Raw genomic sequence first — 12,974 nt, 5'->3', positions numbered from 1 at the left:
CGGAAGCGGCGGGGCGGGGCCGGCGGTAGGTCCCGGGAACGGGCCATCCGGTCGTGCCGGACCGTCGCCGACCGGCCCGGACGTACGAGGATGTCGACCATGAACGAGTCCGAGAAGACGCTGCTCAAGCCCGGGCGGGCCAGAATCTGGGTGGCGGGGCTGCTCGCCGTCACCGTGCTCGCCTGGCTGGTCCTCGGCGTCGGGTCGGCCCTGGCGAGCCCGGTCTGGTGGCTGGTCGCGGCCGTACCGATCGTCGTGTTCATCGCGTTGCCGTTCTCGCTCTACTGGTTGAGCGAGGGACGTACCGGCCCGAGCTGGGTGGCGTTCGTTTTCGCGATCGTGTTGGCGGGGTCCGCGTTCGCGGTTCCCGCCGAGTGGCACATGCGGGCCGTCGGGGATCCGGTCACCGCCACGGTCGGCGACGCCAGCTGCCACTACAACGCCCGCACCGGCAGGTGTCTCTACAGCTACACGCTGAGCGGACCGGACGGGACCACGCTGCCGGGCAAGCTGCAGGAGACCGGTGAGTATCCGCCCGGCTCGTCGCTGGAGGTGATCACCGATCCGTTGGGTGTGTTCGCGCCCCGCCTGGCCGTCGACCTGGAGACGACGTGGGTCTTCGAGGTCGCGGCCCTCGTCGCCTTCGCCGGATTCGCCGGGGCGACAGTCGTCGCCGCGGTCCTCGGCGAACGTCGCCGCCGCGGGCACCCGGCCGCCACGGCCGGCAAGCCCACGACCGGCAAGCCCACCGGCGGCAGCGCTACCAACGGCACCGGCGCCGGTGGCCGCCGGACCGGGGTGAAGCGGCGGCCGAGCGGGGCCAAACGCAGACGGTAGGCGGGGATCAGGCCACGGTCCGGGCGGCGCGGGCGCGGCGCAGTTCGTCGGTCGCGTCGAGGACGACGCGGCGCAGGACCGGGTCGACGTCGGCCCGGCCGAGCAGGGCCCCGGCCGCCTCCTCGGTCCGCGCCGACACCGCGTACCTGGGATAGACGGTGGCGGCGATCCGGGCCATCGCGGTCGGGGTACGCCGGCCGGCGAGCGTGGGCAGGTCGGCGAAGTAACGGTCGACGTACGGGGCGGTCAGCCCGGCCTGGCCGGGGTGCCAGAAGCCCTGGGCGGCGGCGAGGGCGAGGTGGGCCGACCGGGTGTCGTCGTCGCGGATCGCCGCCCAGGCCCGCTCCTTGGCCTGTTCGGTGGCGACGGCGGCCCGGCAGCGGGCGGCGGGCTCGATGCCCTGCGGGTCGCGCCGGACCTCGTCGGCGATCTCCGTCTCGCCTGCGGCGCCGAGGGCGACCAGCCGGTACAGCAGTGTCCAGCGCAGGTCGACGTCGATGGCCAGGCCCTCGGGTACGCCGTCGCCGGCCAGCCAGCCGGCGAGCCGGCCGGTGTCGGCCGGGCCGGCGCACGCGGCCAGCCAGCGGGCGGCGGCGAGCTGCCGGCCGCTGCCGGGTGCGGCGTGGTCGAGGGTCTCCAGGCAGGTGGCGGCGAGGGTGGCCAGGGCGGCGGGCTGTGCCGGCTCCGGCAGGTAGCGGGTGGCGGCGAAGTCGCGGGCGAAGCGCAGCACCTCCTCGAAGACCGAGGTCACGGTCTCGGTGGGCAGTCCGGCGGCGGCGAGCGCCACGAACCGGGCCGGGGACAGTTCGGCGTCGCGGGCGGCGTCGATCGCCGCGGTCCAGACCACGGCGCGGGCCAGCGGGTCGTCGAGCGCGCCGAGCAGGGTGTCCAGCCGGTCCAGGTCCGCCGGGTCGAGACGGACCTTCGTGTACGTCAGGTCGCCGTCGTTGAGCAGCAGCAGCCGTCCGGGTTCGGTGCCGGCGAGCCCCGGCACCGGGGTCCGACCACCGTCGGCGGTCGGGTCGAGGTCGACGGTGTACCGGCGCAGCAGGGTGCCCGGGGCGTCGCCGGTGCCGTAGACGCCGACGGCGAGGCGGTGCGGGCGCAGTGTCGGGTGCGCCGGCGGCGCGGTCTGCACCACGGTCACCGACCGGTAGCGGCCGTCGGCGTCCAGGGCCACCTCGGGCCGTAGCGTGTTGACCTGGGCGCGGCGCAGCCACAGCCGGGCCCACCCGGTCAGGTCCCGGCCGGCGGCGGCGCCGAGGGCGGCCAGCAGGTCGTCGAGGGTCGCGTTGGCGAAGGCGTGCGCGGTGAAGTAGGCGCGGACGCCGGCGAGGAACGTGTCGTCGCCGAGGTGCGCGATGAGCTGGCGGAGCGCGGCGGCGCCCTTGGCGTACGAGATGCCGTCGAAGTTGAGCAGGGCGTGCGCGGTGTCGGGGACACCCTCGGGGGCGACCGGGTGGGTCGACGGCCCCTGGTCGGTGACGTACCCCCAGCTCTTGCGCCGGATGGTGAAGCTGGTCCAGGCGTCGCGGTAGGCGGTGACCTCGGCGGTGACCCGCCAGCCCATGTACTCGGCGAACGACTCGCTCAGCCAGATGTCGTCCCACCAGCGCATCGTGACCAGGTCGCCGAACCACATGTGCGCCATCTCGTGGGCGACGATCACGGTACGCAGTTCGCGGTCGGCGTCGGTGACCGCCGACCGGAAGAGCAGGTCCTCGGTGAAGGTGACGCAGCCGGGGTTCTCGACCGCGCCGGAGTTCAGTTCGGGCACGAACGCCTGGTCGTACTTGGCGAACGGATACCGCGACGCGAAGAGTTCGTGGTAGCGGTCGAGGAAGGCGCCGGTGACGGCGAAGAGTTCGTCGGCGTCGCGGTCGAGGTCGGCGGCGAGCGACCGGCGGCAGAGCAGGCCGAGCGGGATGCCGTCGTGTTCGGCCCGTCGTACGTGCCAGGGGCCGGCGACGAACGTGAAGTGGTAGGTGGAGATCGGCGGGGTGGCCCCGAACTCCCATCGGCGGGTGCCGTCAGCGGTGTCCACGGTGGAGTCGACGGCGGCGTTGGCCCGGGCGGTCCAGTTCGCCGGGGTGGTCAGCGTCAGCGTCAGTGGCGCCTTCAGGTCGGGCTGGTCGAAGCAGGCGAAGACGCGCTGCGCGCTGTCGAGCGGGGCGTGGCAGTGGACGTAGACCTCGCCGTCGTCGGGGTCGGTGAACCGGTGTACGCCCTCCCCGGTCGACGAGAACGCCATCGTGGCCCGCACGACCAGTTCGTTGTCGGCGCGCAGGTCGTCCAGGGGCAGCCGGTTGCCGATCAGGGTGCCCGGGTCGAGGGTGCGCCCGTTGAGGACGACCCGCGACACGGACACCGGCCGCAGTTCGACGAACGTGGTCGCGCCGGGCCGGGTGCAGGCGAAGCGCACCGTCGTGGTCGAGGTGAAGTGGTCGGCGTCGCGTCCGGCCGCGAGATCCAGTTCGACCCGGTACGCCTCGACGCGTAGCCGGTCGGCGCGGACGGCCGCCTCGTGGCGGGTCAGGGTCGGCATGTCCGGAGCCTACGCGGCCCGGTATGGGGCAGATGCTATGCGGCCGACCCCGCCGACCGGCATCTATATTGGCTAGCGTCGATCGATGGCGCGCGCCGGATCCACCCCCAACACGAGGAGTCCGTCATGTTCAGACGACGTTTCCTGCAGGCCGCCCTCGCGGTCCTGACCGCGCTCCTGCCGGTGGCCGGCATCCAGGCCGTCACCGCCGCGCCCGCCTCGGCCGACATGTCGGCCGCCGTACGCACCATCTACTACGACGCCAGCCGCGCCGGCGTCTTCGCCACCAACTTCGCCCAGGCCGCGCAGATCTGGAACAGCCGGGTCAGCAACATCCGCCTCCAGGCCGGCACCCCGGCCAGCGTGGTCATCTACGTCGACACCGGCTGGCCCCGCGCCCAGACCACCTCGCTCGGCGCCGGCCGGATCTGGATGGGATGGCAGGCGGTCAACCAGGGCTACGACCGGACCCGGATCGCCACCCACGAGTGGGGACACATCCTGGGCCTGCCCGACCGGCGCACCGGCCTCTGCTCCGACCTGATGTCCGGCAGCAGCGCACCCGTGTCGTGCACCAACGCCCAGCCGAGCACCGCCGAGGCGAACCGCGTCCAGCAACTCTTCGCCGGCTCGCTCACCCCGGCGCTCGCCGGCTCCGGGAGCGGTGGGAACGGTGTGACCTGGACCTGGCACGGCAACTGACGGCTCCGGGTGGCGGACCGGATCCCCGCCCCGGTCCGCCACCCGCCCGTTCCCCGCACCGGTGCCGTGGGCGGGGTCAGGTCGTCCCGTCGGCGGCCCGTAGCACCGCGGCGACCAGCGCCACCGTCGAGGCGGTCGGCACGGCGCTGTCCGGGGTCGCGACCACGACCTCGACCACCGGCCGTGGCGGCCCCAGTTCGGCATACCGCAGGTCCGTCGCCCGGGCCGCCCACGACCTCGGCACCAGCGTCACGCCGAGCCGGTGCCGGACCAGGTCCAGCGCGGTGGCGGCGTCGCCGATCTCGGCCACCGGGCGACGCCCGACGCCGGCCGTGGCGAACACCTCGTCGACCACGGCACGTACGCCCCAGCCGGCCGGGAAGTCGACGAAGCCCTCGTCACGCAGGTCCGTCGGGTCGACCGTGTCGCGCCCGCCCAGCCGGTGGTCCGCGGCGGTGGCCAGCAGCACCGGCTCGGTCGCCACGACGTGCATCCGCAGCCCGGCGCCGGCCGCGGCGCGGACCAGGAACGCCACGTCGAGCCGGCCGGCGCGCAGGCCGTCGGCCTGGTCGGCGCAGCCGCGCCCGCCCGCGCCGACGAACCGCAGGTCGACGCCGGGGTGCTGGACACCGAAGGCGGTCAGGGTCGCGAAGAGGTCGGGCGGCAGCAGGCCGTGCGGGATGCCGACGTTGACCGGCTGCCGCTGGCCGGCCCGGGCGTCGCTGACGGCCTGCCGGGCGGCGCGGGCGGCGGCGATGACGCGGTGGGCCTCCGGCAGCAGCGCCCGTCCCGCGTCGGAGAGCTGGGTGCCGGCGCGCTCGAACAGCGGTGTCCCCAGCTCCCGTTCGAGGGCGTGCACCGACGCGAGGTGGAGTCGCCGGGCGGCGGCGGTGAACCTGCGCTGCTCGGCGACGGCGATGAAGTGCTCCAGCCGGTTCAGCTCCATCGCCACCCCGCTTTCTTCTACAGGTTTGTAGAAGTTAGCAGAGCGTTCGCCCGCCGGTCAGCGCACGCGCGCCAGCCCGAGCAACTCGTGCAGGTCGTAGACGCCCTCGCCGGCCCACACCGTCGAGGCGACCGCGACCATCGCCGGTACGTACAGCAGGTAGCTGTGCCGTACCGGCCCCGCCGGCCGCAGCAGCGCCGCCATCCGGCGCGGCACCGCCCCGGGCCGGGTCGTCACGCTGACGTGCAGGGCCCCGGCGTGCGCCAGCCCGCCGCGCCGGCCGGCGGCCAGCGCCGCCACCCCGACCGCCTGCGCGACCGTCCGCCGGTCGCCGGTCTGCTCCGCCGCCCGCTCGTCGGCCCACCGCTCGACCAGGTATTCGACGTGCCGGGCCATCGGCCGGAGCAGCGGGTGGCTGGCCGCGGCCAGCCAGGCCAGCATCACCAGCTGGTGGTGCCGGCCGGTGAGGTGGGCCCGCTCGTGGGCGACCAGGGCCGCGTACTGCCCGTCGGTCAACGCCTCGCGCATCCCGGTCGTCACCACGATCCGGCCGTCGGGGCCGGGCAGCGTGAAGGCGTCCGCCGCACCGTCGGGCAGGAGCACCACCCCGCCCGGCCCGTCGCCGGACAGCGCCGCGGCGTGCCGCCGCGCCGCCCGGACCGCGCGCCGCTGCGACCGGCGGGTACGCGCCAGATTCAGCAACGCGGCGACGAGCAGCGCCAGCGACAGCCACGACGCCCACGGCACGTGCGCGGTGTCGAGCAGCACCCGCTCGTGGGACCAGTTGCCGCGGGCCGCGACCGCCGGAAGCTCGGCCGCGGCCTTCAGCGCGAAGACGAACAGGCTCACCGTGCTGGACGCCGCCAGCATCACCGCCGACCAGGCGAACACCACCGCCGCGTCACCGGGGCGCAGCCGCTCGGCGAGCAGCCGGACCACCACCATGCCCGCGAAGGGGCCGACGACGACGGCCATCACCCAGTGGTCGAACACGGCGGATCCGGCGTTCCGCGGTTACTGCTGCGCGCCGAGCACGTCGACGACGAACCGCAGCGGGCCCTCCGGCGCGCCCTGGCGCGGGTTCTCGCCGTACGCCAGCGCGGTCGGCAGGTCCAGCTGCACCCGGCTGCCGACCTTCACACCGACCAGGCCCTGGTCCCAGCCGGGGATGACCCCGCCGGCGCCGAGTTGGAAGGAGAACGGCCGCGAGCTGTTCCAGGAGGCGTCGAACTCCTCGCCGGAGCCGTAGAAGACGCCGACGTAGTTGACGGTGATCGTCTGGCCGTTGGCCGCGGCCGGGCCGGTGCCCTCGATGATCGGGGTGACCTTCAGCTCGGTCAGCTCGCCGGTGCCGGCGGTCACGGTCGGCTTGGTGCCCAGCGCCGGGTCGGCGCCCTCGGGCAGCGGCGGGAACGGCGCCTCGGTCGGCGGACCGGCCGGCGGGTCGCCGGCCTGCGACCCGGGCGCGCTCGCGCCCGGGCTGGGGAGGCTCGCCGTGCCGGTGTCGTCGTCACCGGGCCTCAGCAGGAAGAACGCGCCGACGATGACGGCCATGACGGCCAGCCCGGCGACGCCGCCGAGGATCGCCTGCCGGCGCTTCTGCGCGGCGACGGCCTTGGCCTTCGCCTCCTTGGCGAGGGCGCGCTTCTCCGGCTTGGTCAGCGTGCGTCCTTCCGGCGGCTCGAAGCGGGGGCGGTTCTGAACCCGGTCACTCAACGTCGACTCCCGTCGGGTCATGGCCGGCGGGGGTGAGGGGGTGGGTGCCGGCGAAAAACTGCCAGACACGGTACCGCCCCCACCTGCGAGTGCCACCCACCCGTCCCCGAGACGGCCCTGCTCACGCGTCGGGGCCGCCGTCCCCGGCCGCCGTCGGGCGGGCGGAATGGTGGGTATGGGGTTGTATGCGAGGTGTGGCGTGCGGTGTGCGGGATCAGCGCTCGGAGTCGAGGAAGGTGACCGGCACCCGGCGGCTCATCGCCGCGTAGAACCGGTTGACCGCCGCGCCGGGACGGCGCATGTCCTCGACCAGGCCGGGTTCGACCCGTTCCGCCTCGGCTTCGATCATCGACGTGAGCGCCTTCTCCATCGTCTGTCCATGATGGCGGGCGACCATCGCGAGGAGGTGGTGGGCGTCGGCGTCGATGACCAGTTCCTGGTCGTAGCTCATGGCTTCACGCTAACGACGGACAGGCAAGATCGGGCGACTACTCCTTGATCAACGGGCCGGGCCTGGGGTGCGGTCGAGGACCATCAGGGCCGCGTCGTCGCGGGTCCGGCCCCGGGTGTGGGCCAGCAGGCGGGCGACGATCCGGTCGACGCACTCGTCACCGGTCGACTCGGCGAGGCAGTCGTAGATCTCGGACAGGGCCAGGAACCCGCCGTCGCGGTCGCGCGCCTCGAGCAGCCCGTCGGTGTAGAGCAGCAACCGGTCGCCGGGGCGCCAGGCGTGCCGCACCGGGGTCGGCGGCGGCGCGCCCCGGCGCAGGCCGAGGGGCGGGTAGCGGTCGGGCGGCTCGATCGTGACCAGGTCGTCCCCGCCGGAGCGCAGCACCGGGGCGGGGTGACCGCAGTTGACCACCTCGAGTTCGGTCGTGCCGAACTGGACGAGGGCGGCGGTGACGAAGGCGACCGGCGCCGCCCCGCCCGCCGGGTCCCGGGCGACGGCCAGGTCCAGGTCGACGGCGACGGCGGCGAGGTCCTCGTGCACGTAGGCGGCGTGCCGGAACGCGCCGAGCGCCGTCGACGCGGTCAGCACCGCCTGGAGTCCCTTGCCGCAGGCGTCACCGATGATGGCCCGTACGCCGTACGGGGTGACCACCACCTCGTAGAGGTCGCCGCCGACCTTGGCCGTCTCGTACGCCGACAGGTAGCGGGCCGCCACCCGCAGGTCACCGACCTGCTCGGGCAGCACCCGCAGGACGGCCCGCTGGGTCACCTGGGCGATCTCGCTGACCTGCCGCAGGCGGTGTTCGCGCTGGGTGCGGGAGCGGGCGACGTAGATCGAGGCGAGCCCGACGGAGAAGACGACGGCCACCCTCAGCAGGTGGTCGAGGCTGCCGAACAGGCCGCTGGGCAGCCCGGCGAGCACCGCGACCGTCATGGCGACCCCGGACACGACGGCGGTCCGCCGGCCGCCCTCGACGGCGGCGGCGATCAGCGGTGCCAGGGCCAGGAAGCCGATGAACACGGCGTGCGTCTGGCTGACGACGTCGAGCAGCCAGACGAGGGCGACGAAGACGAGCGCGGCGGGCAGTCCGCGCCACCGGTCGAGGGTGCCGCCGGCACCCCGACCGGTTTTCGCCTGCCGTCCGGGCACCTGTCGGCTCCTCACCCTTGACCGGGCTACCGGTCCGGCCGCTTCGTCACGCGCGCCCTGAGGCTAGCCGACGTTGCTGGGAGCCGACTGCCCCGACGGTTCCGGCGGGTCGGGTCCGGATACCCCCTCGACTTATTTGAAAACGATTGTCATTATAGGTTGGCTTCGCCTCGCGGCGGCCCGGCCGATCGGCCCGGCGCTGCCGTGGCATCACGCCGTCCCGGCCGAACCGCGAGGCGGCACCCGAACTGTCCGGAGTGGACCGTCCACGCGGCGGCCACCACCGGGCGCGATGAAAGGGGAGGAATGACCGACACCACGCGGACGCGTACCCTCGCGTCCCTGATCGCCGGCGGCGTACTCGTCGCCGGCACCCTGCTGGCGGCGCAACCCGCGGCGGCGGCCGAGCGCGTCGTGCTGTCCCGCGGGCACGTCGACGCCGTCGACGTGCACTACAGCGGCGGACAGCTCCAGCTCAAGGTGCACGACGGCACCGTCGAGCCGTCCGTCGAGCGCGACCCGGCCGACGTCACCTTCCAGGTGGCACCCGGCGCGGCCACCACCGTGCCGGACGACCCCCGGTACGCCTTCCTCGGCACCCCCGGCACCGACGTCTGGGTGCTGCCGCAGACCCAGGACCCGGACCTGCTCTGGCCGGGCTGGAACACCACCGAACTCGGCACCGGCGTCTTCGCCGGCAACCAGGTCCGGCTCAGCCTCGTCGACGTGGCCGGGCCGGGCGCCGTCACGCTCTTCGGCGTCAACGCCTTCGGCGACCCGCTGGTCAGGTTCCGCAGCTCCGACGGCCTGCCCGACGCGATCGACGTGCCGGTGGGCACCCACGCCCACGCGAGCTGGGCGTTCACCGCACTCGGCGAATACACCCTGAAGTTCCGGGCCGACGCCACGCTCGCCGACGGCACCGCCCTCACCACCGGCCCGGTCGACTACTCCTTCGTGGTCGGCGACCTGACCGGCGGCGGAACCGAGAACGGGCTGACCATCGGCGGCCTGGCCGACAGCTACCAGCCGAACGACACCGTCACCCTGCGCGCCGTCCAGAGCCCACCGTCCGAACTGGACCACTACCACTGGTTCAGCCGGTGCCCCGGCGCCACCGACTTCGCCATCATCCCCGGCGAGGCCGGCGAGACGTACCGCTTCACCGCCACCCGCGAACTGAACGCCTGCGAGTACGTGGTCAAGCTCTACGGGCACGGCCACGGCGTCGTGGCCACGAGTCCCCCCGTCACGCTGCGGGTGGCCGACCAGCCGCAGCAGCCGGGGGCGGCGCAGACCATCACCGCCTCCATCGACGCCACGCAGGGCGCCCTGGTGGTCAGCGTCGACCCCGACGACCGGTCCGTCGTGCTGCCGACCGCCCGGCTCAACGCCGCCGGCGACCGGTGGGAGAGCCAGGGCGAACTGCGACCGGTCAAGGTGACCGACACCCGTTCGGCCACCCCGGGCTGGAGCGTCTCCGGCCAGATCCCGGCCGACTTCGCCGGCCCGGACGGCACCACCTTCGACGCCGGCCACCTCGGCTGGACGCCCCGGGTGGTCAGCCAGGGCAGCGGGCAGGGCGCGGTCGCCGGCCCGGAGGTCGCCCCGTACGCCACCGGCACCGGCCTCGGCGCCAGCAGCGTGCTGGCGACCGCGCCGGACGGCGCCGGACGCGGCACCGCCGAACTCTCCGCCGGCCTGCGGCTGAGCGTGCCGACGGAGACCCCGCCCGGTACGTACACCGCGACCCTCACCCTCACCGCCATCTGAGCCGCCCCGCCGGGGTACGGGCCACCGGCCGTACCCCGGCGGGCGGGACCGCCGGCGGCCTCGCCGGCGCGTCCCGGCCGGGTCCGCCGGCCGACCGGACCCGCGGACCCGGCCACCGACCCCGACATCCCTCGCCCCCGGAAACGGACCGAACCACCCATGCGCCTGCCCACCGCGCTCGCCGCCGCCTTGCTGGCCGCCGTACCGGCCGGCCCGGCCCCACCCGCCGCGGCGGCGGACCCGCCGCCCGCCGTCACCCTCGCCGCGCCCGCGCCGACCCCGACCCCGGCCACCCCCTCGCCCGCACCCGGGCCGGCGGCGGGCGCTGTCACCTGGGGCGTGGCACCGTCCGGCCCGGACGGGCCGGACGGCCGGCCCGGCTTCGAATACAAGCTCGACCCGGGCGCGGTGCTCACCGACCACGTCGCGGTCACCAACCACACGCCCCGCCCGCTGACCCTCGACGTCTACGCCAGCGACGCGTTCACCACCGCACAGGGCGGCTTCGACCTGCTCGCCGCCGGCGCGGCACCGGTCGACGTCGGCTCCTGGATCACGCTGCCGGCCCGGACGGTGACCGTGCCCGCCACCTCCCGGGTCGACATCCCGTTCGAGCTGCGGGTGCCGGCCGACGCCACCCCCGGCGACCACGCCGGCGGCATCGTCGCGTCGCTGGCCGCCGAGGGCACCGGCCCGGACGGCAACCGGGTCGCCGTCGACCACCGGGTCGGCACCCGGGTCCACCTGCGGGTCACCGGTCAACTGCGACCCGTGCTCGCCGTCGGGGACCTGCGGATCGGGTACGACGGCCCGGCCCACCCGTTCACCGGCGGCGACCTGACCGCGACGTTCACCGTCCGCAACACCGGCAACGTCCGGCTCACCGGGCGGCCGTCGCTGACGGTCACCGGCCCGCTCGGGCTCGGCCGGTGGACCGCGACCGCGCAACCGCTGCCGGAGATCCTGCCCGGCGGCGAACTGCGGGCCCGGGTCCGGCTGTCCGGCGTACCGCCGCTCTTCCGGCTGTCCGCGACCGCCGGGGTGACCCCGGCCGCGGTCGGTGACCAGGTGCTCGATCCGCCGCCGGCCGCCGACCCGGCGCGGGCCGGGGTGTGGGCCTGGCCGTGGCCGCACCTGCTGCTGCTCGCCGCGCTCGGGCTGCTGGCCCTCGCGGCGGCCCGGCTGCGCCGGCGCAGCCGGGCCGCACTGGCCGAGGCGGTCGCGCGGGCCCGCGCCCAGGGCCGCGCCGAAGCCGCCGGCCGGTCGGACACCGACGCCGACCCCGACCCGCCCGTGGACGACCGCCGACCGACCCTGACCACCGGAAAGGACCGACCGTGAGACGGCCCCGCACCGGCCCGGGCGCCGCCGCCCTGGCCGTGACCCTGGCCCTCGCCGGCTGCACCGGCGCCGCCGACGACGGCGCGGTGACCGTCGTGGCGAGCACCGAGATCATCGCCGACCTGGTGCGCAACGTCGGCGGCGACCGGATCTCCGTGGAGACCGTCGTGCCGGCCGGCGGCGACCCGCACTCCTACGAGCCGACCCCGGCCGACGCCGCCAAGGTGGCCCGCGCCGACGTGGCCTTCACCAACCACCTGCTGCTCGAGGAGCACTCGCTGATCAAGCTCTTCGACAGCAACGTCCCCACCGGGTCCCCGAACGTCTCGCTCGCCGAGAGCGCCGAACCGTACGGCGCGACCCTGATCCCGCTGGTCGAGAACCTCGACCTCGACGTGGTCTGGCTGGGCCTCGCCGTACGCGGCAAGGGGCCGGGCCGCACCGCCGACGTACGGCTGTCGGTGACCGCCGTCGAGGGGCCGGGCCGCTTCGCCGCCTACCTCACCGACGCCCTCGGCCAGCCGAGGGTCTACTACGACTCGGCCGACGGCATCACCGACGCCGACGTGGCCGTCCTGCCGCCCGACGCGCACACCCACCTCAACTGGTCGTTCAGCGCGGCGGGGGAGTACCGGGTGACGATGACCGCGCGGGTCGACGCCGGCGACGGCAGCCCGCCCCGCCAGCTCGGCAGCGGCACGTTCGCCTTCGCCGTCGGCGTCGACCCGCGCGGGGCGCTGCGCGACGACCGGACCACGCTGCTCGACGCCGGCCACACCGACCTCGCCGTCGACCTCGACACCGGGCAGGTGTTCGCCCGCACCGACGAACAGGGCGACATCCCGGCCGGGCAGGTCGTCGTCGACGTACCCGACCGGGCGGTCGAGCAGGTGCCGGACGACGCCCGGTTCGCGTTCCTCGGCGCACCCGGCACGAAGGTGTGGCAGCTGCCGCAGGCGGTGCTCGGCAAGCACGTGCACGGCGAGATCGACCCGCACCTGTGGCAGGACGTCCGCAACGCCAGGGCGTACGCCGAGGTCATCGCGGACACCCTGGCGGAGGTCGACCCGGCCGGCGCCGAGGCGTACGCCGGCAACCTCGACCGCTACCTCGGCGAACTGTCCACACTGCACACGTACGTCGGCGCGCAGCTCGCGAAGGTCCCGCCCGACCGGCGGAACCTGGTCACCACCCACGACGCGTTCGGCTACCTGGCCAGCGCGTACGGGCTCACCATCGCCGGCTTCGTGGTGCCGAACCCGGCCCAGGAGCCCAGCGCGGCCCAGGTGACGAAGCTGACCGAGACGATCCGCGACCTGCGGGTGCCGGCCGTCTTCGTCGAACCGCAACTCGCCGCCCGGGCCGGCGTGCTGAAGCGGGTCGCCGCCGATCAGGGCGTGCGGGTCTGCCGGATCTACGGCGACGCCTTCGACCACGACACCACCTCGTACGTCGCGATGATGCGGCACAACGCCGACGAGCTGTTGCGCTGCCTGGGAGGAGAACGATGAGAC

At 74.9% G+C, this 12,974-nt stretch carries 11 protein-coding genes; 5 read left to right on the top strand and 6 right to left on the bottom strand.

The genetic code is table 11. From position 1 onward, the window contains the following. The first annotated feature begins 99 nt into the window (after positions 1 to 99). Positions 100 to 837 (top strand): hypothetical protein, encoded by a 738-nt coding sequence (locus AB0I42_RS16200; RefSeq protein WP_357538052.1) that lies wholly within the window; start codon positions 100 to 102, stop codon positions 835 to 837. Between the two features lie 7 nt (positions 838 to 844). Here the strand turns inward: AB0I42_RS16200 and pepN are convergent, their stop codons facing one another. After that, entirely contained in the window at positions 845 to 3,382 is a 2,538-nt protein-coding gene (pepN, locus tag AB0I42_RS16195) for an aminopeptidase N (RefSeq protein WP_357538050.1), read from the bottom strand. A gap of 126 nt (positions 3,383 to 3,508) precedes the next feature. Between pepN and AB0I42_RS16190 the strand changes: the two genes are divergently transcribed. After that, a complete protein-coding gene (locus AB0I42_RS16190) occupies positions 3,509 to 4,084 on the top strand; it encodes a snapalysin family zinc-dependent metalloprotease (protein ID WP_357538049.1) in 576 nt (191 codons plus the stop codon). 76 nt (positions 4,085 to 4,160) lie between these two features. Here the strand turns inward: AB0I42_RS16190 and AB0I42_RS16185 are convergent, their stop codons facing one another. The 5 genes from AB0I42_RS16185 to AB0I42_RS16165 all read right to left on the bottom strand — a co-directional run bounded on the left by AB0I42_RS16185 (position 4,161) and on the right by AB0I42_RS16165 (position 8,346). Further along, on the bottom strand, positions 4,161 to 5,030 hold the full coding sequence (locus AB0I42_RS16185) for a LysR family transcriptional regulator (protein WP_357538156.1): 870 nt from the start codon (positions 5,028 to 5,030) through the stop codon (positions 4,161 to 4,163). Positions 5,031 to 5,087: 57 nt separating this feature from the next. Further along, the gene (locus AB0I42_RS16180; protein WP_357538048.1) at positions 5,088 to 6,023 is read right to left on the bottom strand and encodes a M56 family metallopeptidase; all 936 of its coding nucleotides are present in this window, start codon (positions 6,021 to 6,023) and stop codon (positions 5,088 to 5,090) included. Between the two features lie 21 nt (positions 6,024 to 6,044). After that, positions 6,045 to 6,746, bottom strand: coding sequence for an FKBP-type peptidyl-prolyl cis-trans isomerase (locus AB0I42_RS16175; RefSeq protein ID WP_357538046.1), 702 nt, complete (start codon positions 6,744 to 6,746; stop codon positions 6,045 to 6,047). A gap of 214 nt (positions 6,747 to 6,960) precedes the next feature. Then, on the bottom strand, positions 6,961 to 7,197 hold the full coding sequence (locus AB0I42_RS16170) for a hypothetical protein (protein WP_212816958.1): 237 nt from the start codon (positions 7,195 to 7,197) through the stop codon (positions 6,961 to 6,963). Between the two features lie 48 nt (positions 7,198 to 7,245). Beyond that, positions 7,246 to 8,346 (bottom strand): PP2C family protein-serine/threonine phosphatase, encoded by a 1,101-nt coding sequence (locus AB0I42_RS16165; RefSeq protein WP_357538045.1) that lies wholly within the window; start codon positions 8,344 to 8,346, stop codon positions 7,246 to 7,248. 306 nt (positions 8,347 to 8,652) lie between these two features. Here AB0I42_RS16165 and AB0I42_RS16160 point away from each other — a divergent pair, with 306 nt between their 5' ends. From AB0I42_RS16160 to AB0I42_RS16150, 3 genes are all read left to right on the top strand, one after another. Beyond that, a complete protein-coding gene (locus AB0I42_RS16160) occupies positions 8,653 to 10,119 on the top strand; it encodes a choice-of-anchor M domain-containing protein (RefSeq protein WP_357538043.1) in 1,467 nt (488 codons plus the stop codon). Positions 10,120 to 10,278: 159 nt separating this feature from the next. Then, positions 10,279 to 11,460: a DUF916 domain-containing protein gene (locus AB0I42_RS16155; RefSeq protein ID WP_357538041.1), complete on the top strand. Its 1,182-nt coding sequence runs from the start codon at positions 10,279 to 10,281 to the stop codon at positions 11,458 to 11,460. After that, complete coding sequence (locus AB0I42_RS16150; protein WP_357538039.1) at positions 11,457 to 12,971, top strand: anchored repeat ABC transporter, substrate-binding protein; 1,515 nt, start codon at positions 11,457 to 11,459, stop codon at positions 12,969 to 12,971. The genes AB0I42_RS16155 and AB0I42_RS16150 overlap by 4 nt, the downstream gene beginning before the upstream one ends. Positions 12,972 to 12,974 lie beyond the last annotated feature (3 nt).

Source organism: Polymorphospora sp. NPDC050346 (assembly GCF_040655695.1).
GTDB lineage: Bacteria > Actinomycetota > Actinomycetes > Mycobacteriales > Micromonosporaceae > Polymorphospora > Polymorphospora lycopeni.
Note: the sequence above shows the minus strand (reverse complement) of the source record. Positions and strands in the feature narration are given on the sequence as shown.